This is a genomic window from Haemophilus sp. SZY H68, assembly GCF_018829685.1.
Taxonomy (GTDB): domain Bacteria; phylum Pseudomonadota; class Gammaproteobacteria; order Enterobacterales; family Pasteurellaceae; genus Haemophilus; species Haemophilus haemolyticus_K.
In genome coordinates this window covers 42,079-64,205 of record NZ_JAHKKB010000005.1, presented here as the reverse complement: position 1 = coordinate 64,205, position 22,127 = coordinate 42,079, and the positions used below count along the sequence as shown (strand labels likewise).

General features: G+C 38.5%; 13 protein-coding genes. 4 read left to right on the top strand and 9 right to left on the bottom strand.

Translation table 11 applies throughout. The features are described 5' to 3' along the window. Positions 1–34: 34 nt before the first annotated feature. The 5 genes from KP712_RS08215 to KP712_RS08195 all read right to left on the bottom strand — a co-directional run bounded on the left by KP712_RS08215 (position 35) and on the right by KP712_RS08195 (position 14,143). On the bottom strand, positions 35–8,017 hold the full coding sequence (locus tag KP712_RS08215) for an ESPR-type extended signal peptide-containing protein (RefSeq protein WP_215770810.1): 7,983 nt from the start codon (positions 8,015–8,017) through the stop codon (positions 35–37). Between the two features lie 635 nt (positions 8,018–8,652). Then, positions 8,653–8,748 (bottom strand): methionine/alanine import family NSS transporter small subunit, encoded by a 96-nt coding sequence (locus tag KP712_RS08210; RefSeq protein ID WP_080351522.1) that lies wholly within the window; start codon positions 8,746–8,748, stop codon positions 8,653–8,655. Between the two features lies 1 nt (position 8,749). Continuing rightward, positions 8,750–10,267 carry a sodium-dependent transporter gene (locus KP712_RS08205; protein WP_048952906.1) on the bottom strand — a complete coding sequence of 506 codons (1,518 nt, stop codon included), beginning with the start codon at positions 10,265–10,267 and terminating at the stop codon, positions 8,750–8,752. 166 nt (positions 10,268–10,433) lie between these two features. Next, the gene (gene lptD, locus KP712_RS08200) at positions 10,434–12,785 is read right to left on the bottom strand and encodes an LPS assembly protein LptD (RefSeq protein WP_111407904.1); all 2,352 of its coding nucleotides are present in this window, start codon (positions 12,783–12,785) and stop codon (positions 10,434–10,436) included. 62 nt (positions 12,786–12,847) lie between these two features. Continuing rightward, the gene (locus KP712_RS08195) at positions 12,848–14,143 is read right to left on the bottom strand and encodes an FAD-binding oxidoreductase (protein ID WP_048952904.1); all 1,296 of its coding nucleotides are present in this window, start codon (positions 14,141–14,143) and stop codon (positions 12,848–12,850) included. A gap of 141 nt (positions 14,144–14,284) precedes the next feature. Here KP712_RS08195 and KP712_RS08190 point away from each other — a divergent pair, with 141 nt between their 5' ends. After that, complete coding sequence (locus tag KP712_RS08190) at positions 14,285–15,337, top strand: extracellular solute-binding protein (RefSeq protein WP_046942905.1); 1,053 nt, start codon at positions 14,285–14,287, stop codon at positions 15,335–15,337. A 70-nt stretch (positions 15,338–15,407) separates the two neighbouring features. Here KP712_RS08190 and hslU read toward each other — a convergent pair whose 3' ends face one another. Continuing rightward, positions 15,408–16,736, bottom strand: coding sequence for an HslU--HslV peptidase ATPase subunit (hslU, locus tag KP712_RS08185; protein ID WP_106013867.1), 1,329 nt, complete (start codon positions 16,734–16,736; stop codon positions 15,408–15,410). A 107-nt stretch (positions 16,737–16,843) separates the two neighbouring features. Beyond that, complete coding sequence (gene hslV / locus KP712_RS08180) at positions 16,844–17,365, bottom strand: ATP-dependent protease subunit HslV (RefSeq protein ID WP_111407905.1); 522 nt, start codon at positions 17,363–17,365, stop codon at positions 16,844–16,846. Between the two features lie 215 nt (positions 17,366–17,580). On the opposite strand from hslV, the gene aphA reads away from it, so the two are divergent. Further along, entirely contained in the window at positions 17,581–18,288 is a 708-nt protein-coding gene (gene aphA / locus KP712_RS08175; RefSeq protein ID WP_048952901.1) for an acid phosphatase AphA, read from the top strand. Positions 18,289–18,356: 68 nt separating this feature from the next. On the opposite strand, the gene secB is transcribed toward aphA, so the two are convergent. Then, positions 18,357–18,866, bottom strand: coding sequence for a protein-export chaperone SecB (gene secB, locus KP712_RS08170; RefSeq protein WP_111407906.1), 510 nt, complete (start codon positions 18,864–18,866; stop codon positions 18,357–18,359). A gap of 13 nt (positions 18,867–18,879) precedes the next feature. After that, positions 18,880–19,326 carry a rhodanese-like domain-containing protein gene (locus KP712_RS08165; RefSeq protein ID WP_111407907.1) on the bottom strand — a complete coding sequence of 149 codons (447 nt, stop codon included), beginning with the start codon at positions 19,324–19,326 and terminating at the stop codon, positions 18,880–18,882. 220 nt (positions 19,327–19,546) lie between these two features. Here KP712_RS08165 and ansB point away from each other — a divergent pair, with 220 nt between their 5' ends. Both ansB and KP712_RS08155 read left to right on the top strand, forming a co-directional pair. After that, positions 19,547–20,596 carry an L-asparaginase 2 gene (ansB, locus tag KP712_RS08160; RefSeq protein ID WP_111407908.1) on the top strand — a complete coding sequence of 350 codons (1,050 nt, stop codon included), beginning with the start codon at positions 19,547–19,549 and terminating at the stop codon, positions 20,594–20,596. A 158-nt stretch (positions 20,597–20,754) separates the two neighbouring features. Continuing rightward, the gene (locus KP712_RS08155; RefSeq protein ID WP_111407909.1) at positions 20,755–22,077 is read left to right on the top strand and encodes an anaerobic C4-dicarboxylate transporter; all 1,323 of its coding nucleotides are present in this window, start codon (positions 20,755–20,757) and stop codon (positions 22,075–22,077) included. Positions 22,078–22,127 lie beyond the last annotated feature (50 nt).

Here is a 22,127-nt window from a genome sequence, read left to right as displayed (position 1 = left end):
CTTTCGCCGGGTTTTTATTTTACTTACAAGTTAATTACCATTGGTAGCCAACACTTGCACTTGCGCCAGAGTGGCCTTGTGAATTGCTGTTTACTGTGAATTTAACCCCAACTTTACCATTATCTGATAAGCGAGAGTAACCTACTGCCAACGCATTTTGTCCACGATATGTACCTGCACCGACAGACACCATAGATTTACCTGCTGTCGTAACATGATATAACCCACCGGATGCTAAAGCACCTGCAATACCTGCACGTAAGCCTTTATCAACATTATTGATTTGATTGCTGATATTACCTGCAACATATTTCAATTGGTTTACATTCACAGCATCAGTGCCATCTTTACCTGGTGCAACATTGGTAATACGTTTACCACCAGCGTTGATACCGTTTTCGTTGATATTAACGTCACCTACTTTCACTTCTTTTGCAGTGACAGAGTTTACTTTAATATCATCTTTCATCGATACTTTAACACCGTTTTCATCTGCAGTCGTGGTAATGTTTTTACCATCACCATTAACAGCCACCTTGCTACCTAGTTTTTTCACACCAGTAGTGCCGTGATCTGCATTAAAGGTTAAACCTTTCGTGGTGACTTCTGTATGCGCATCTACACCTTTCTTGATATCTTCTTTCGTTTCCTTTGAAAGATCAACGGTATAGTCAGTAACAGTTGTTGAACCATCTTTATGCGTATTAGCAGCTTTTGTCACTTCAACGTGATTAGAACCAGCTTTAACTGCTGCAGAAGTATCATTAATACCTTTTGCACTCACTTTATAGATAGTTTGACCATTAGCACCTGTACGTGAAACCACATCAATATTATCCCCTGCGGTAACTTCAGTTTTCGCAGCATTTAATTGTTTGACGTTTACTGCATCAGTACCATTTTTACCTTCTGCAACATTGGTAATACGTGTTTCCTTATCGTTACCATCAGATACTTTCAAACCTTCATTTGTTTGAGTTAATTTAACTTTTACCTTACCGTCTTTATCAATGATGTTGATGCCCTCAACTTCAGGTGTTTTCTTAATGGCGACAGTAACAGTATTCTTATTTACTGTTGTCATTACATTTTTACCATCGTCAAATTGTGTAGCATCAGTATTATCTTTACCACCTTTAATATTAACAGTTGTGTTTAAGTTCGCTTTATGAGGTGTACCACTATTACCTGCGAAAGTTAATCCGCCCTCATTGATTTTAGCTTCTACTTTATTCAATTGGTTCACATTTACTGCATCAGTACCATTTTTACCTTCTGCAACATTGGTTATTGTGTTGCCGCCGTTGTTTAAGCCTTTATCAGTTAAAGTAACCGATGTTTTGCCATTTTCTGGATTCACAGGGGTAATGGCTATACCATTATGGGTAATTTCCGTTTTGGTTTTATCCTTGCCATCGTTAAACTCGGCAGAAGTTAAACCTTTCAGTTCTTTTGCCAGTTTTACGGTTAATTCTGTACCACCTGTCGTTGCATTAGGTGTTGAAACTACACCAATATTGTTGTCAGACAACTTGGTTTTATCCGTAACGCCACCTTTTATATCCACTTGTTTATTAAGTTTGACATTGGCAACCTCGCCAATATCGCCCCCATATTTCATACCATCATCAAGCGTTGCCAATTTGTGAGTTTTATCAGTGCTTCCCGGTTTAGTTGGGTCAGCTTTCTCAACGTAAACTAGACGTGTTTCACCATCTTTGCCATCCACGCCCACTTTGCCATCTTGACCTTTAATGGTTAAACCGTTTTTACCATCTTTACCATTTAAGCCGATAGAACCGTCTTTACCGTTGATTGCAACCGCAGAACCATCTTTACCGTTTACGCCGATAGAGCCATCAATGCCGTCTTTACCATTCTCACCTTTAGCACCAATCACTACATCATCTTTCAACGCAAAACTATAAGTGTGATTTTTTGATGTTGCATCAACTGTTTGTTTCACTGTTAAGTTTTTGCCTGCATCAAAGTTGACAGTTTTGCCGTTTTCAACCTCTGTTTCAGCAGCGGTTGAACTCGCCTCTAGATTACCTGTTGCATTCGCCTTGAATCCGTAATTATGAACAGAATCAGCCAGTGAACTTAAATCAATCACGGCTTTTTTGTTCGCAACTTTATTGCCTTTGCCATCTTCATACGTCATTTCAACTTGTTTCGTTGCAGCGTTGTATGTGTAATGAGTTGCCGAGTTTTGACCTTCAGCATCTTTTGTTGGAGCAATGTGGATTTCATTACTGCGTAAGGCTTCAGCCGTATTGTGTAAGTCAGAAACATTCACTGCAGCATTTGGTGTGCCAGTAGATGATGTGGCAACCTCTAATTTATTTAAGAAGTTATTTGCATCTTTATCCGCTGGAACAGTCACGTTTTTGATTGCTGAACCAATATTATTCACAATCATGGTGCCTGCAGTGGCGCTGCTGTTACCATCGTAGAATGATGCAATCACGTCTGATTTGTTTACAACCGCCCCTGTGCCATCTGCATTTTTAGTGAATTTATAGCCATTGCCATCTTTCACTTTGTAAACACGATTGCCTTGCTTGTCAGTATAAACCACAGGCGTTACCGCTTCTACAGTGTAAGTGGTTTCATCGCCAGCTTGATTGTCAGCTGAAGATACAATCACATTATCACCCGCCGCGACTTTCACTGCTGTTTTGGCAACTTGTTTCACCGCACTTTTTGTAACAGCGACTTCATAGGTTGCACCTTTTTTACCAAACTCGGTGTTTGCTTCACCTTCTTTTGGTGTAACGGTTGCAATGTTGTCGTCGCCTGTAGCGGCTTTCACTTTTTCAGTTGAAAGGCTTGCTTTGAGTTTGCCATCCTCCCCAACGGTAATGGTGTCACCATCGGTTTTAACGGTAACTTTATTGTCGCCATCCACTTCTAAGCCTTTGCCAACAGCTACATCATATTTCACGGTAGTGGTTTTGCCATCCATGTTGGTGACAGTTGCAGTTGTACCTGTGCCGTTTGCAAAGTTGACAGTGTCATAAGGTTTAACAAAGTCAATGTCGCTACCATTACCTTGAAGGTTCCAGCCTGCATTTAGCACATCACCCACAGTGGCTGCATTGGTTTTGGTTATAGATGTCGGTGCATCCTGTTTTTTAGTGATGGTTTTATCACCCTCAGTTGTATTGTACGTATCAGGAAGATTACCCTTCACATTCGTGATGTGGTTGTCACCATTGCTTAAACCTGTGTTGGTTAGGGTGACATCTGGTTTTCGGGTTTCACCAGCTACTGGGGTGGTCGCATTAATGGTAATGCCGCCATTGTCAACTTTGGTGTTACCCATTGTTATAGAGCCTGCGTTAGTTAGGTCTATGTTATTACTTAATGCAAAACTATAAGTGTGATTTTTCGATGTTCCATCAACTGTTTGTGTCACTGTTAAGTTTTTACCTGCATCAAAGTTGACGGTTTTGCCGTTTTCAACCTCTGTTTCAGCAGCGGTGGAACCCGTCTCTAGATGACCTGTTGCATTCGCTTTGAAGCCGTAATTATGAACAGAATCAGCCAGTGAGCTTAAATCAATCACAGCTTTTTTGTTCGCCACTTTATTGCCTTTGCCATCTTCATACGTCATTTCAACTTGTTTCGTTGTAGCATTGTATTTGTAATGGGTTGCCTCTTTACCCTCGGTCTTATCAGTCGTTGGGGCAATATGGATTTCATTACTACGCAATGCGTCAGCCGTATTGTGTAAGTCAGAAACATTTACCGCAGCATTTTGTGTACCTGTATCTGATGCAGCAACCTCTAATTTATTTAAGAAGTTATTTGCATCCTTACCCGCTGGAACAGTCGCATTTTTGATTGCCGAACCAATATTGTTCACAATCATAGCTCCTGCAGTGGTGCTATTATTGGCGTCGTAGAATGATGCAATTATCTCATCCTTATTGGTGACTTCTTCACCCTCGCCATTTGGTTTGGTATAGAATTTTTCTACGCCATCTTTCTTAAATTTATAAACACGATTGCCTTTCTTATCGGTATAAACCACAGGTGTTACGGCGTTCACGGTGTAAGTTTTTTTACCTGTTACTGCATCAGTATCCTCGTCAACTAACACATTGTCACCTGCTTTTACTACCGAGCCTAAAGTAGTAATAGCCTTTTTACCATCATTAGTAATATTGGATAAATCGTTTTTAGCAACACCTTTGATTACTGCTTTCGTATTTGTTACATCTTTATTGTTGCCGTCCGCATAGGTCATGGTAATGTTGCCGCTTGCATCAACAGTATATTCGTTGCCATCTGTTGTTGGCTTGATGTGTTTCTCATCTTCTAGATTTGCTACCTTGTGCGTTACGTCGGAGTTATCTCCACCTTTCGTCGTATAGGTGATGCGGTCGCCATCATTTTTAATGCTGATAGGGTTATTGCTCTCACCCAACTTAATTTCTTTTGTGTGAACGCTATCAAGGTCTTTCAAATTGCTATCCAAAGCAAAAGTAAAGTTGTTTGTGTTGGCTTCGCGTTTTAAACGTAGGTTTTTGCCTGCATTTAAACCTAGTGTTTCACCTGCTGCCATTGCAGTACCTTCAGATTCATTGGTTTTAGTTTCACCTGTAACCTTGTCATCTGAGTCTTTTGCTATGGTAAACCATTTGGCGTTATTAACCGCTTTTACTACAGTATCAACAGTAGCAAGTTTACCTGAATCAGTTTTTGACGGCTCTAGTGGGTTTTTATGAATTACAACTTGTCCTTTTTTGCTATTACCTTCTGTGCTTGTTACCGAATCTACGTCCCCAGTATTTGCAGCAAGCTTATTACCATCAGAGTCAATTTTTATTGTGGTGTTATCTACGTTTACATCATAGCTAATCGTTGCCCCTTCACTTGCTTCGGTCACAATATTTGCTTTAGTAGCCTTACCTGACTTAAAGTTGACGTAATCACCGGGATTGATTAAAGTCGGAGACAGTCCATTAGAGTATAAATTCCAACCTGTTTGATTGACTTTATCTGCCACATCATAAGCAGTAGCTAAGGCATGTTTATCAGCATCATTTCCTGTTGGTACAACAAAACGTCCCGTTGGGGTATTGTTACCTCCAGTTGTTTTAGTAGTTATGCCTGCATTTGATACATCAATTTTAGTAATAGCTTGTTTTTGTTCTGTTTGTATAGTTGCAGTTTTGGCATTAAATGTGAAATCTTTGCCATTGTGTACAACATCAATTGTGTTTGTATCGCTTAGGGTAAGGGTATCGCCACCTTTTACAGCTGTAGAAGTCGTTTCTGATCCTTCTTTAATATTCCATGCGGCAGCATCTTTTACCGCACTTTTTGTTACAGCCACTGTGTAGACGGCATTTGCGGCACCTTTAGTGCTTCCAGATTTAACATCAACTTCAGCAATATTGTCCTCTACATCTTTTTTCTCAACAGATTCGATTGCTTGAGCTTGGGTTCTAGCTGCTAATTTTCCACCTTTGATTTCAAGTGTTTTATCATCAATATTCAATCCAACTGCATAATCAGGAGAATTTGGAGTGGTGGTTGTTTTTGTTACCGTAATAGGGCTACCACTTTTTGGCGATACACTTGCTTGCGTGTTGGTGTCTATTGCGTTAATGGTATAGTTGCCATCTTTGCTTGAAATAGTGACATTGTTCCCTGCGGTAAGACCTGTTACGTTAGCTTTTAATTTGATGGTAGATACGCCATCGGCATTTTCATTTGTCGGGGTGATGGTAATACCACTATTAGCATCTGTAGCAATATTTACTTTATTTCCAGGGTTTATTAAACCAACTTTATTGCCGTTTGCTTGTAAAATCCAACCGCTTGCATTGATGGCTTCAGCAACATTTTTTGCTTTGGCAAGCCAGTTGTCTTTAACTGTATCGTCAACATTAACCATGCCTGTGCCCGGTGTGCGGATAGTTGCAAAATTTGCTTCAAAGGTTAATTCTTTCCCATTGCGAGTTATTTTGATTGTGTCGCCACTATTGCCACCATCCTTGGTTTTAAATGTAACTATATCCCCGCCTTTTACGCTAGTGGCTTGATTATCAGTCTCTTTATTTGCCTTGATTTTCCATGCAGCTGCATCTTTGACTGCAGTTGTGTTCATGGTTACATTGAAGGTTGTTTTACGAACTCCATCTGTGGTTTCATCTTTTGAGTCGATAGTGATAGATTTATCTGGAGAGGTTACATTATATTTTACGATACCACCCACAACAGCCTTTAACTGCGCCACGTTGACAGCATCAGAATCTGCACTACCTGGTGCCAGATTGGTGAGTTGGCGAGTAGTGCTGTCGTTACCTAGGGAGACTGCACCAGCAGTACCTTTAATAGTATTTTTTACTCTTTCTAAGATTGATGAGTCATTGATTAATTTAACTGGGGCATAAACATCACTCACCGGGCTGTTATCCTTATCAGTAATATGATTTGATGATACGATGTTGCCTTGTGAGGTAATTGTGATGTTTTTACCATCTAATGCAGCTCGAGTAGATTTTGAACCTTGACCTAATGCTACGCCGCCTGCTGTGCTTACAGTTGCGCTAGTACCTACAGCAGTGCCGTTTTCAGCTTCCACCTTTGATGAGCTTCCTAGTGCGGTACCATTTGTTGCACTAACATTTGCACTTCGACCTAATGCAGAACCGTTTTCAGCTGTTTCTGTTACTTTACTGTGTGCCCCCACCGATGTTGCATTTTTTGCTAAGGCTTTTGCCGTATTACCTAGGGCTGACGAGTCCGCTTTATTAGCTTCTGATTCATTACCAAATGCAGAGGAGTATCCGCCTTCTGCCGTAGCTTTAGCTTGGGAGCCGAAGGCTACAGAGTGGTGAGATGCACTTGCTGTATTACCAATGGCAACCCCCTCACCTCCAGTTGTCGTAGTAGCATTCCCCAAAGCAATAGAGTTATTACCTGCTGCAATTGCTTTTTTACCAACGGCAATAGCTTGTTCATTTTTTGACTCGGATTCTGTACCAATAGCGATGCCATTATTTGCCGCAACATTTCCATTTGTTGCACCCACTTTAGCTCCATTACCTATCGCAATAGTACCCTCATTTTTTGCAATAGCGCCAGCACCAATAGAGGTTGCTTTTTCCCCAGAAGCTTGGGCTTGATCGCCAACAGCAATAGTAGAGTTAGCAGACGCATTTGCCATTTTACCTACAGCAAGCGCTGCCTTTGCTGTAGCGTTGGCGCTGGCTCCAATTGCAGCAGAATCTTGCCCTGTGGCTTTTGCGCCAACACCATCTTCTAAGTCAGAATACTGCTTACCTTCCTTATTGGTTTTGATTGGTAGAGAGTCTATTGCAGCTCCACCTATAGCTAATGAAGATTGACCTGTAGCGTTCGCTTTTGTACCTATAGATGTTGAATAAGTATTTGTTGAGGATGCTTCTTTACCTAATGCTACGGCATAATCCTCTGTTGCTAACGCTCCTTTTCCTAACGCTGTTGAATACGTTCCCTGTGCTTTAGCTCCTTCACCAAATGCAGATGCGTTTTCGTGATTAGCAATTGCTCCAGCACCTACGGCAGTTGCAAAATTGTGGATTGCTTGTGCATGTGCACCAATTGCAGTTGTTGCAACATGAGTGGCTTGGGCGTGTGTACCTACTGCGACGCTAGATTGATTTGACGAATGAGTGACCTCTTTGCCGTTTTCAATTTTTAACTCAGCTCCTGAAGTTGCCTTATAACCAATTGCTACATCTTCATAAGCTCTTGCATTTGATTCTCCGCCAACGGCGACTGCATCGTGAGAAGCATGGCTTTGGATACCAAATACAACAGAACTATTATCTTTAGCGCTCCCTACTTCATTAGCAGATTGAGCCTGACCAGAAATAAGGATTCCAGAAGTTGCAGCTAAAACTACCGCACTTAATGTTTTACTTGATTTTGTTTTGCCTTTTGCGCGGCTAAGTTCGGAAACAGCAACCCATGTTTGTGTGATCGTATTCCAAATAACTTTATAGATATGATTCATATTGATAATCCTATATTAATTTAAATGTACGCTCTCAGGCGTGAGATAAGTGAAAAAAATAAAGGCTCGGGAAAAGCGTATAAATACCTTTATATTGTTAAGGAAAATAAGAAATAACAGAATGTTTAAATTTCCACTCTGAAATTCCATCTTAAAAAGATTAAAACCTAAACCTAGAACTCGTTAAGATTGTTAATAAGTGAAATGAATGTATTTTCTTTGATATGCTAAATGCAATGTATGTGGTTAATAAATGATAGGCAACATTCCATGTTACATTATTAGGATGAGACATTTTTATTATTCTTAAAAAGAAAGGAACTTATCTGTCAAAGATAAATACAACTAAAAAATTAATGACTTCACTCCAATAAGTTAACTTGCCCATTAATAATCCAAACTAGGTAGAGACAAGTTAAAGATTGGATCGGATAGATATTCTACATAATATTAATGGAAATGAGAATAAGAAATTTATAAATTAATGTAAAGATTCGCTTTTTTAGATAAACCCCTACGGCATGAATGGATTTTATGCTCCTTCCAATAATAGGATATGAGTTAAACTGATGTTATTAAATTATCAAGCGAGCTAAAAAAATAACCGCACGATTAAAGTGCGGTTAATACTATCTTTATTTTTCTTTAGGTAAGCGTATCAAGGCGTAGATAAAGCCGCCCCAAATAACACCAAAAGCCACAATCATCATAATAATTGCACTCAAACTCATTTTACTCTCCTTTTTTTTCATCAAGGATTAATTGGGTATCATTTTTCCATTTTAAGCGAGAAAGCATAAACGCCACAATTAATAAACTGATTGCCATTCCCCAGCCAAAAATATTGACAAACCAGCTTGGGTATCCTTCATATCCTTCAGAGAAGACTTTGGCCCCCTCACTAAATAACATAAATGCTAAAATACCTGTGGTCAGCACAATACATAAACGCCAGAAAAAGCCAACTTTGAAAGAAGAGGTTTCATTTAAATGATCGCCCAATAACCCTAATTTTTCATTTGCCACAATTGCAATTAATGATACAAATGCAACAGCAACAATACCAAAATAGTTCACGAATTTGTCAAAGACATCCAACATTGGCAATCCTGTTGTCGTACCAAATAAGAGCACTGAAACCAGCATCATTGGCACACCCACGATAAAGGTTACTTTCACACGGCGAACACGCAGCTTATCTTGAATAGCAGAGATGATCACTTCAATAACAGAAATGAAAGAAGTCAATGCTGCAAACGTCAATGAACCAAAAAACAAGACACCTAATACTTCACCAAATGGTGCTTTGTTAATAATGGTTGGAAATGCGAAAAATGCTAAACCAATTCCGCCTTTTGCTACCTCACTTACTTCTTGGCCTTGTGCCGTTGCAATAAAGCCTAATGCCGCAAAAACACCTACGCCTGCTAACACTTCAAAACTACTATTTGCAAAACCTACTACTAATCCACTTCCGGTTAAATCTGATTCTTTTTTAAGATAAGAAGCATATGTCACCATAATCCCAAAACAAATTGAGAGAGAAAAGAATATTTGTCCATATGCGGCAATCCATACACTTGGATTCGATAGTTTTGACCAATCTGGTGTAAATAAAGCATCTAAGCCTTTTTCCGCACCAGGTAAAAATAAGGAATAAATAACCAAAGCCATAAACATAATGACTAACACCGGCATTAATACCGATGAAACTTTTGCAATGCCTTTTTGTACACCAAGTGAAAGTACACCAAGGGCAATAATCCACATCGCAATTAATGGGCCTGTGACCATTCCCACAAACTCAAAACTCACCCCATTTTTGATGTCGCCCATTTTCAGAAATTCACCAATGAAAAAATCGATCGGTTTATCTCCCCAAGCACCATTAATTGAAAAATAGGTGTAACTTGCAGCCCAGCCAAGCACAACGGCATAATATAAGCCAATGATGACATTCACCATCATTTGCCACCAGCCAAACACTTCAAAATGTGGACTAAAACGACGATAAGACAATGGTGCCCCACCACGGTGACGGTGCCCAATCGCATAATCTAAAAATAAAAGAGGAATCCCTGCAGTTAATAATGCAATAAGATAAGGGATAATAAAAGCGCCCCCACCATTTTCATAAGTGGTATAAGGGAAACGCCAAATATTACCAAGGCCCACCGCTGAGCCAATGGCAGCCATAATAAACGCGTTACGACCAGAGAAGGTTTCACGCTTTGGTGCAGATTGCGCCATAAATTGTTCCTATAAGTTAGAATGAAAGCTGTCAATATAATGAAATCTTGACATCAGTCAATAAAAGAGATGAAAGTGCGGTGAAATTTATACTAATTTTTAGTGAAAGTGCTTTCGTTTAAAAAAATGAAAAACCGACAGCAATCGCTATCGGTTTTAGAATGGATTATTCAAGGCTAAATGCACGGATGTAAGGTAACTTACCTTTTTCGAGCATATCATCAATGCCATTTTGGTAATTATTTGTACCTAGACCGCGTAATTCTAAGGTAAAACCAATACCATGATCATAGAGCACAGAATCCTCATCTTGATGTTGACGGCTTGTCACATAGCGTCTTGCACTAATTCCGGCAGCCCAACAACAAGTGTTATATTGAATACCAAGATATTGTTCAACAGGTTTTTTAAGTGCGAGATCATGATAATATTTGCCCACAACCGACCAATTATCTGAAACTTCCCATGCAGTAACAAGCCCTATCTGCTGAATATCTTGACGATAAGCATTTGCTGATCGCCCTAAATTTTGATCAATATAATTTTGACTAGCGTAACGATAATTTAATTGGATTAAATTATCCTTTTTAGGATTATATTCCAATGATGTATTCGCTAACGATGTTGCGTGCGTATTCGTATCATATTGATAACTGCCACGCCAACGCCAATGATCACTCATTTTCCAGTTAGACTCTAAAGCCCAAGATGATGACGATGTTGGCGTTTTATTTGCGGGGTTATCATCAATACGTGAATCATTTAAATAATAAATTTGACCGGCTGATAAATTAAAGCGTTCATCACCGGCTTTATCATAAAAGCGAGTTGTTCCACCTAATGTCATTTGATTCGCAGAGGAGATTCTATCTAATCCACTGTAACGGCGATCACGGAAAAGCGAATAATAATCTTGCTGTACCAGTGCGGAATCATAACCAAATCCTAAATAATCACTCGTACGTTGTTTTGAACCAATATTGCTTTGATCACGATAAGGGCGATATAAATATTGAATGTGTGGTTCAAAAGTTTGAGTGTAATCTTTTAAGAAAGTGGTGTCCCTAGCTAATACGGTTTGTAAATCAAGCTTAAATTGCGGAATGACACGATTTATGTTTTTCTGAACCTCTTCCGCATTCACTCCAGAACCCTTTTTCTGTTCATAACGTGTGCCATAAAGTTTAGTTTCTACTTTCAATCCACCATATTCATTTGACATTAATGAAGCTAAACTTGGTTCAATGTGAAAACGCCATGCCGTTGGCATGAGATCACTGTCATTATCAAAACGTACAGCTTGAGAATACCATTTAAAATCTAACCATCCATTGGCTAAATCATGTTTGTAATAATTAAAGTCTATTTGTGGCATCGCACGATAAGGACCAATAGATAGATTTTCATCAAAAACTTGGAACTGGCGCGCTGAAAGCGAGAAATTATAATTAGGTTTATAGTAAGCGATTCGCGCATACTGATCTGCATAGCCATCTGTGCTGCTACCGTATTGTGAATCAAAGTCGTTAAAGTAACGTTTATCACTCACTCGTGTATAATTTACATTAAAACGCCAGTTTTCTAAGAAGCTTGAACTGTGATTCCAATAGAATAAATGGCGTTTACGTTTATCACTAATATATTCGTCATAACGATCTCGGCCTAGATATTCTCCTGCAACTTTTCCTTCCCCTATAGAGGTTAAATAGCGAAATTCACCATTTAATTGCCAACCACGATGCGACATGTATTTAGGCGTAACCGTCATGTCGTAATTCGGTGCAATATTCCAATAAATCGGTTGCATATACCAGAAACCATCACGGCTAGATGAGCCACCACTTGGAATCAATAATCCCGAACGACGGCGTTCACCAATTGGTAATTGTAAATAAGGGGTATAAAAAACAGGCACGCCATGCACTTTAAAACGTGCATGCCACATTTCAGCATATTCTTCTTTTACATATTGACGGATTTCTGATGCATCTACCGCCCAGGCATTATCACCTCGTAAACAAGAGGTAAATGTGGCATTTTTCATTACACGGTAATCATTTTGTAAATTGATATGTTCTGCCTTGCCTCTTCCTTGTCGCCCAACCAATTCATAATCCGCATTTGTAGCATGGCCGTCATGGCTATCTAAATTAAAATCAGCATTTTTCCCCAGCATATTAAGTTGATTATCTTTATAATCAAATCCACCTCGTATATAGGCAAAACGCTGTGGAGCTTGATGATTCCCCAATTGTTTCACTTCAACAGAATCAGCCATTAAATGGCGGTTTCCCTGTCTTACATCTACGTTACCTTGATATACGGCCTGTGTAGGCTGATTAATCTCTGCATCATCAGCTTCAATATAGACGGGTAAGGTATTTAAGTCCCCCTGTACCACTTCGCCAGTAAAGTGTGGTACCCCCATTAAACATTGATCACGTAAATCCGCCATACTTTGCTGACTGTAAAGTGCGGTGAAAATAGCAAGAGAAACTAAGGTTTGATTTTTATTCATAATGCCGTTCTGCTGTAAAAAATATCTACGATTATACGGGAAAAATGTGTTTCCGAATATTATTAACGATAACGATCTAAAAATTTGTAATACTGCACACCAATCTTTGTCGCAAGATCTTTGATAATTCGACCACCATAAACAGAAGGGACTTTCAGACTTTCAAAAATAGATAAGCGTTCATCATCACCTAAAATTGCCTCGGCTACAATTCGTCCTGCAAGCCCCGTCAAAGCAACACCGTGACCAGAATAACCATGAGCAAAATAAATGTGCGGAGAAATACGACCAAAATGTGGCGTTGAATTTAAGGTCATATCAATCGGACCTGCCCATCCATAATCGATCTTTACATTTTCAAGCTGCGGGAATACGCGCAACATATTTTTCCGCATAATCGCGACCATATCTTTTTCTGAGCTAGAATCACTACCAAAAAGCAGACGGTTGTCAGCACTCAAACGATAATAGTCTAATAATAAATTGTTATCGCACACAGACATGCCATTATTAATGACAGAATCAGCAACTGCTTGGCTTAACGGCTCTGTGGCGATAATAAAACTTTCTACAGGTAATATTTTACGATTAATTCCGTGATGAATAGATTTCGGGAGAGCATCAATATAAGCATTGGTGGCTAAAATAACGTCTTGAGAAATCACCGCACTTTTATCTGTTTTAACCTCAACGCAACCATTTTTCTCAACCATATCCACTACGGGAGATTGTTCAAAAATCTGAACACCCAGATCGACACAAGCTTTCGCTAAACCTAAACAATAATTAAGTGGATGCAAATGCCCTGAGTTACTATCAAATAAGCCCCCCACATAAATATCACTGCCTAAATGTTGTTTTAATTTGGCTTTATCCCAAAGCTGCATATTCTGATAGCCAAAATTCTCATGACTTTCTTTTTCAATTTCAATTAAGTCATCCATTCGACGTTCATTTAATGCCAATGTGGCATAGCCTTTTTTCCAGTCGCATTGAATGCCATATTTTTCAATACGCTCATCAATAATATCAATGGCCTCTAATGACATATTCCAAAGTTTATGCGCTTTATCTTCGCCAACTTGTTTAACGTATTCATCAATGCCTTCTTCAAAGCCATTAATTGCCTGCCCACCACTACGACCAGAAGCACCAAATCCTACTCGAGCACCCTCTAATACAATAACTTTTTTTCCTTTTTCCGCCAGTTCTAATGCCGCAGATAAACCAAAAAAGCCAGCTCCGATCACGCATACATCAGCATGTTCAATTTGAGTGAGCGGCGGGAATTGAAAATCTTGGTTACGAGAGTCGAAATAATAAGAGCGAACGTGTTCTTGATAGGCAAAATTAAGCATAAAAAATCTCTTAGGAAAAAACTGGCAAAATCTTACCCCGAAAGGGAAATATGTCAAACCTTTTACGAAAAAAATGCTATACTGCGCGCGCGCAAAATTTGTGCGTTTTATGATGAACGATAACCCTCGGAGGTCAATAAATTGAAAAAATTCTTTGCTCACTCACTCAAAAATCTTTTCCTTTCCACCACCGCACTTTTCGCGGCATCCGCTTTTGCCAATAACAAACTTTACGTCTATAACTGGACAGACTATGTACCTTCTGATTTAGTCGCACAGTTCTCTAAAGAAACCGGCATCGAGGTGATTTATTCTACCTTTGAAAGCAACGAAGAAATGTACGCGAAACTCAAACTTACTCAGAATACTGGCTCTGGCTATGATTTGGTGTTTCCATCAAGTTACTACGTAAATAAAATGATTAAGGAAAAGATGCTTCAACCGATTGATCAAAGTAAATTGACCAATATTCATCAAATCCCTAAACATTTATTAAATAAAGAATTCGACCCAGAAAATAAATATTCATTACCTTACGTTTACGGACTTACTGGTATTGAAGTTAATGCGGATGAGATTGATCCTAAAACCATCACCAGCTGGGCGGATTTATGGAAACCTGAATTTAAAGGTAAAGTTCTTATGACCAGTGATGCACGTGAAGTGTTCCACGTAGCATTATTGCTTGATGGTAAATCGCCAAATACCACCAATGAAGAAGACATCAAAACAGCTTATGAGCGTTTAGAAAAACTTTTACCAAATGTAGCAACCTTTAACTCTGACTCGCCAGAAGTCCCTTACGTACAAGGTGAAGCTGCAATTGGTATGATTTGGAATGGTTCTGCTTATTTAGCACATAAAGAAAATCCATCTCTCCAATTTGTGTATCCAAAAGAAGGGGCTATTTTCTGGATGGATAACTATGCGATTCCAACTACAGCAAAAAATGTTGAAGGCGCGCATAAGTTCATTGACTTCTTACTTCGTCCAGAAAATGCCAAAGTTGTGGTAGAACGCATGGGCTTTTCTATGCCAAATGAAGGAGTCAAAGCATTACTCAGCCCAGAAGTTGCCAACGATCCTAAACTATTTCCACCAGCATCAGAAGTAGAAAAAGGAATTATGCAAGGTGATGTTGGTGAAGCTGTCGATATTTATGAAAAATATTGGAGCAAATTAAAAACCAATTAATTTCTCAATTTAGAAAACAAAAAAGTGCGGTGAAAATTCACCGCACTTCTTGTATCAGAAAAGAAAATACTTAAAGAATAAAACGACTCAAATCTTCATTTTCAACAACGTCATTTAACGCTTCAGAAACATATTTTTCATCTATCACAATTTTCTCCCCCGCGCGTTCACTTGCGTCAAAAGAAATTCCGTCCATTAAACGCTCTAATACAGTATGTAAACGACGAGCACCAATATTCTCCGTTTTTTCATTCACTCTAAACGCTGATTCTGCAATTTTACTAATGCCATCTTGAGTAAACTCAACTTCCACACCTTCTGTTTTTATTAACTCACGATATTGCAATGTAAGTGATGCATTTGGTTCAGTTAAAATACGCTCAAAATCGTCTTTCGTCAGAGATTTTAATTCCACTCGGATTGGCAAACGACCTTGTAATTCTGGCAATAAATCAGATGGACGTGCTATTTGAAATGCACCAGAACAAATAAATAAAATATGATCCGTTTTTACCATACCATGTTTAGTATTCACGCTTGAACCTTCGATAATCGGTAATAAATCACGTTGTACGCCCTCACGCGAAACATCACCACCTGAGTGCTCACCTTTTTTACAAATCTTATCAATTTCATCAATAAAGACGATACCGTTTTGTTCTACCGCATCAATGGCTTGCTGCTTAAGCTCTTCTGGATTGATGAGCTTTGCCGCTTCATCATCAATTAAAACTTTCAACGCCTCTTTAATCTTCATTTTGCGTTTTTTAGTCTTCTCGGTACCTAAATTTTGAAAAAGCGACTGCAATTGACTTGTCATCTCTTCCATACCTGGAGGTGCCATAATTTCAACCCCCATAGACACGCCTGCAGATACATCAATTTCAATTTCTTTATCATCTAACTGCCCTTCACGTAGTTTTTTACGGAAGATTTGACGCGTACTAGCATTGTCAGAATCCTGCACATTACCCCACTGATCTTTTGCTGGAGGAAGTAACACATCTAAAATACGATTTTCTGCAGCATCTTGTGCACGCATACGATTTTTTTCTACCGCTTGTTGGCGAACCAACTTCAGGGAAACATCCGTAAGATCTCGGATAATAGAATCTACTTCTTTACCGACATACCCCACTTCAGTAAATTTGGTCGCTTCTACTTTGATAAATGGTGCATTAGCAAGTTTCGCTAGGCGACGTGCAATTTCTGTTTTACCTACGCCTGTTGGACCAATCATTAAAATATTTTTCGGCGTTACTTCTTGACGAAGTTCTTCAGTTAACTGCATGCGGCGCCAGCGGTTACGCAATGCTATCGCCACTGCACGTTTAGCCTCATTTTGTCCAATAATATGTGCATCTAATTCAGAAACGATTTCACGAGGGGTCATTGACATAAATTATCCTTTATATAATGAAAATGTAGGAGAAATGCTTTTATTAACATGGATCACCATTTCATATTTGTATATGAAATTCGCTTTTCACACCTACATGAGTAAGTTTATACTTCTTCAATAACGTGGTTATGGTTACTGTAAATATCGATATCACCCGCTATTTTTAGCGCTTCCGCGACGATTTCTTTTGCGGTTAAATCATTTTTAGTTCTAAGCAAGGCAAGTGCAGCAGATTTTGCGTAGTTGCCACCAGAACCGATAGCCAACACATCAAACTCGGGTTCAATTACATCACCAGAACCTGATACGAGTAAAAAATCGCTGTCATTTGCTACAATCATCATAGCCTCTAGTTTGCGCAATGAGCGCTCTGTACGCCATTCTTTTGCCAACTCCACCGCAGATTTAACTAAGTGTCCTTGATGCAATTCTAATTTTTTCTCAAATAAGTCTCGTAAAATAAAAGCATCAGCAGTAGAACCAGCAAAACCGGTCACTACTTTATCTTTATATAAACGGCGTACTTTACGTACACTTCCTTTTTCCACACAGTTACCAAGTGTTGCTTGTCCATCTCCACCAATTGCCACTTTGCCATTTTTACGAACACATACAATCGTTGTCATTGTTCTATCCTTTATTAAATAAAAGTTTTTCGTTATATGGTGATGAATTATCAGAATTCAAGTTAAAATATATATTGTATATTTATTCATCAAAAGAAATTAAAAAATGTGATCATGATCATATTTTAACATCGAAAACGATTGCTTCTAATTGATTGACGCAATAAAAAGCGTATTATGACGCAGATTTTAAACCCAACCTAGAAGGATTCTCTATGAAAAATTTAATGAAATTATCTTTAGTGGCATTGTTAACTGCCGCTGCGATTCCCGCCATGGCTGGCAAAACTGAACCTTATACACAATCTGGTACAAATGCGCGTGAAATGTTGCAAGAACAACCAATTCACTGGATTTCAGTAGATCAAATTAAAAAAGAATTAGAAGGCAAAGGCCCAATTAATGTCAGCTTTGATATTGATGATACCGTACTTTTCACCAGCTCTTGTTTCTATTATGGTCAACAAAAATATTCTCCAGGTAAACAAGACTATTTGAAAAACCAAGATTTCTGGAATGAAGTTAACGCAGGTTGTGATAAATATTCCATTCCAAAACAAATCGCTGCTGATTTGATCAAAATGCACCAAGAACGCGGAGACCAAATTTATTTTATTACAGGTCGTACTGCAGGGAACGTGGATGGCGTAACACCTGTATTACAAAAAGCGTTTGATATTAAAAATATGCACCCTGTTGAATTTATGGGCGGACGTGAACGCACAACTAAATACAACAAAACCCCGGGCATTATTGCACATAAAGTTAGCATTCACTATGGCGACAGCGATGATGATGTATTAGCAGCTAAAGAAGCGGGTATTCGTGGTATTCGTTTAATGCGTGCAGCAAACTCAACTTATCAACCAATGCCGACTTTAGGTGGCTATGGTGAAGAAGTGTTAATCAATTCAAGCTATTAATTGACTGCACTTTAACAACAAAAAAGGCAAGTTAGGATTCCTAGCTTGCCTTTTGTTTTACCACTTAATTAGTGTTTAGTTTGACCTTCTTCAGATTTTTCTTCTACATTTTCTGCTTGTTGACGATTCATATATTCAACAAACAATGCATCAAAGTTTACTGGAGATAAATTCAACGCAGGGAACGTACCACGATTTACTAGGTTAGACACTAATTCACGCGCATAAGGGAAAAGCATATTCGGGCATTGAGAAGTTAAACAATGCGCCATTTGAACATCTTCTAAACCGCTAATAGTGAATACGCCCGCTTGTTTTACTTCACAAATAAATGCGACATCACCACTATCTTCAAGTGTAGTTTCAACAGAAATGTTTAATACCACTTCATATAAGTCATCACCAACTTGGGTTGTTTCGGTGCTTAAATCAAAACCAAGTTTTGGTTTCCATTCTTGTTGGAAAATATGTGGAAGATTTGGTGCTTCAAAAGACACGTCTTTCACATAAATACGTTGAATTTGAAGAACGGGTTGTTGTTCTTCTGTTGTTGCGACGTCTTGTTTTTGTTCTGACATTTTCTATTCCTTATTATTTATGTTTTTTAACTAAAGGTAAATTTGCCGCAGCCCATGCAGAAATGCCTTCTTTTAACACAAACACACGGTTGAAACCTTGTTTTGCTAAAAGTGTAGCTGAAGCTGATGCGGAAACACCGTTAATATCTACTAACACAATTGCTTTTTCTTTGTGTTGTTCAATTTTACCGATGTTTTGATTTTTAATTTCGCTTGGAAGTAAATTAATGCTATCAATGATATGACCACGTTGAAATTCTTCAATACTACGTAAATCCACCACAATAGCTTCATCCGCATTTATTAAACGAATTACCTCATTGTGAGTAATTACTTTAAATTTACTCGTTGCACCTTTATAGAAGGTATAAATTACCATCACGAAAATCGCAAACCAAGAAACCGCTAAAAGAGAATGTTTTTGAGCAAACTCTGTTGCCATTTGGATAAATTCTTGCATTGTTTTCTCTACTAATTAAGTACGTCAAAATAGGGCTCAAGTATAACCGCACTTGGGTTATCTTTCAAAAAAATTATGCTTAAATTCCGTACTTGTATAAAGGTTATACAATCAACAAAAAATTATGTGATCGGGATCATAAATTTACATTTTCATTATTCAGAATAGCTCAATTTAGTTAGATGATTAGAAAGTAATTTTTATTCATTAGGAGAAATCTATGAAATTAACTAAATTAGCCTTATGTACTTTATTTGGTCTAGGTATTTCAATAGCAAATGCAGCAAACTTGCCAAATATTACAATCTTAGCAACGGGTGGTACCATTGCAGGAAGCGGACAAAGTTCGGTAAATTCTGCATATAAAGCTGGACAATTAAGTATTGATACTTTAATTGAAGCAGTACCAGAAATGAAAAATATTGCCAACATTAAAGGTGAGCAAATTGTAAAAATAGGTTCACAAGACATGAATGACGAAGTCTGGCTAAAACTTGCAAAAGCCATCAATACTCAATGTAAAAGTACTGATGGATTTGTCATTACCCATGGTACAGATACCATGGAAGAGACAGCTTATTTCTTAGATTTAACCGTAAAATGTGAAAAACCGGTTGTTCTCGTAGGAGCAATGCGTCCAGCAACAGAAAAAAGTGCTGATGGCCCATTAAATCTTTACAATGCAGTTGTCGTTGCAGCAGACAAAAAATCGAGTGGTCGTGGCGTTTTAGTCGCAATGAACAATGAAGTACTAGGTGCTCGTGATGTCACAAAAACCAGTACTACCGCAGTGCAAACTTTCCATTCACCAAATTATGGTTCTCTAGGCTATATTCATAACAGCAAAGTGGACTATGAACGTTCCCCAGAAAGCAAACACACCATCAACACTCCGTTTAACGTAGAAAAATTAGATAGCCTACCAAAAGTGGGGATTATTTATGCTTATTCAAATGCACCAGTTGAACCATTAAACTCACTACTCAATGCTGGCTATCAAGGGATTGTATCTGCTGGAGTTGGCAATGGAAATGTTAATGCTGCACACTTAGAGCGCTTAGAAAAAGCCGCAAAAGATGGGGTCGTTGTAGTTCGTTCTTCTCGTGTACCAACTGGCTATACAACTCGTGACGCTGAAGTTGATGATAGTAAATATGGCTTTGTAGCATCAGGTACTTTAAATCCACAAAAAGCCCGCGTACTCTTGCAATTAGCTTTAACTCAAACTAAAGATCCAAAAGTAATTCAACAATATTTCGAAGACTTCTAAGAGCAATTGTAAGAAACAAAAGTGCAGTTAGAAATAACTGTACTTTTGACTACAATTTATTGATCCATGTTATGGAATCGATACCTATTTGTTGCTATATTAGTCGCTGTTTTAACAAATAAAACAAAGATGTTTTTTTAATTAACTTAGGGGGCAGTATGTCTGCAATGTTCTTACTACAATTTGCCATCGTATTATTGTGTATCTTTGTGGGTGCACGTGTAGGTGGTATCGGTTTAGGTGTATTTGGTGGTTTAGGCCTTGCTATTCTTTCTTTTGGATTTGGTCTAAAACCAGCAGGTTTACCTATTGATGTTATGTTTATGATTATGGCTGTAGTGGCAGCGGCAGCGGCAATGCAAGCAGCTGGCGGTTTGGACTATATGATCAAAATCGCAACCAAAATCTTACGTCGTAATCCTAAACACATTACGTTTATCGCACCAGCAGTAACTTGGTTATTCACTTTCTTAGCAGGTACTGGCCACGTAGCATATTCTGTATTACCAGTTATCGCTGAAGTGAGCCGTCAAAACGGTATCCGTCCAGAACGCCCAATGTCAATGGCGGTAATCGCATCACAATTTGCTATCGTAGCAAGCCCTATTGCGGCAGCTGTTGTAGCGGTTGTTGCTTACCTTGAACCTCAAGGCATTCATCTTGGCGACGTATTAATGGTAACTGTTCCTTCAACCATCTTAGGTATTTTTATTGCTTGTTTATTTGTAAACAAAATGGGGAAAGAATTAAAAGATGATCCAGAATATCAACGTCGTTTAAATGATCCAAAATATGCAGATACTTTTGCTTCTACCACTTCAGTTAAAGAAGTAGAAGTGAGCAAAACAGCTAAAATTTCTGTTTCTTTATTCTTATTTGGTTCATTACTTGTTGTAATCATGGGTGCGGTTCCATCTTTACGTCCAGTATTTGATGGTAAACCAATGGGGATGGCACACACTATCGAAATCATTATGTTAGCGATTGGTGCGTTAATTATCTTAACTTGTAAACCAGATGGCACTGAAATCACTAAAGGTTCTGTATTCCACGCAGGTATGCGTGCAGTAATTGCAATCTTCGGTATTGCATGGTTAGGCGATACATTGATGCAAGCGCACATGACTGAAGTGAAAGAAATGGTGAAAGACTTAGTTGAAACTGCGCCATGGGCATTTGCTTTCGCGCTATTTGTACTTTCAGTATTAGTAAACAGCCAAGGTGCAACAGTAGCGACATTGTTCCCACTTGGTATCGCATTAGGTATCCCAGCTCCAGTATTAATCGGTGTATTTGTGGCAGTAAATGGTTACTTCTTTATTCCTAATTACGGTCCAATCATTGCATCCATTGACTTCGATACTACGGGCACAACCAAAATTGGTAAATATATTTTAAACCATAGCTTTATGATTCCTGGTTTATTAAGCATGCTTTTCTGCTTATTAATCGGTTTAGGTCTTTCTCACATTCTTCTTTAAGATGTGATTCAATAACAATCCTCCTATATATTGAATTTTGCTTATCAGAT

What these genes read in the sequence shown, in the direction of transcription:
- KP712_RS08165 (WP_111407907.1), bottom strand. Translation starts at nt 19,326, where the DNA reads ATGCAAGAATTTATCCAAATGGCAACAGAGTTTGCTCAAAAACATTCT.
- secB (WP_111407906.1), bottom strand. Translation starts at nt 18,866, where the DNA reads ATGTCAGAACAAAAACAAGACGTCGCAACAACAGAAGAACAACAACCC.
- KP712_RS08155 (WP_111407909.1), top strand. Translation starts at nt 20,755, where the DNA reads ATGTCTGCAATGTTCTTACTACAATTTGCCATCGTATTATTGTGTATC.
- KP712_RS08215 (WP_215770810.1), bottom strand. Translation starts at nt 8,017, where the DNA reads ATGAATCATATCTATAAAGTTATTTGGAATACGATCACACAAACATGG.
- hslV (WP_111407905.1), bottom strand. Translation starts at nt 17,365, where the DNA reads ATGACAACGATTGTATGTGTTCGTAAAAATGGCAAAGTGGCAATTGGT.
- aphA (WP_048952901.1), top strand. Translation starts at nt 17,581, where the DNA reads ATGAAAAATTTAATGAAATTATCTTTAGTGGCATTGTTAACTGCCGCT.
- KP712_RS08205 (WP_048952906.1), bottom strand. Translation starts at nt 10,267, where the DNA reads ATGGCGCAATCTGCACCAAAGCGTGAAACCTTCTCTGGTCGTAACGCG.
- KP712_RS08195 (WP_048952904.1), bottom strand. Translation starts at nt 14,143, where the DNA reads ATGCTTAATTTTGCCTATCAAGAACACGTTCGCTCTTATTATTTCGAC.
- hslU (WP_106013867.1), bottom strand. Translation starts at nt 16,736, where the DNA reads ATGTCAATGACCCCTCGTGAAATCGTTTCTGAATTAGATGCACATATT.
- ansB (WP_111407908.1), top strand. Translation starts at nt 19,547, where the DNA reads ATGAAATTAACTAAATTAGCCTTATGTACTTTATTTGGTCTAGGTATT.
- lptD (WP_111407904.1), bottom strand. Translation starts at nt 12,785, where the DNA reads ATGAATAAAAATCAAACCTTAGTTTCTCTTGCTATTTTCACCGCACTT.
- KP712_RS08210 (WP_080351522.1), bottom strand. Translation starts at nt 8,748, where the DNA reads ATGAGTTTGAGTGCAATTATTATGATGATTGTGGCTTTTGGTGTTATT.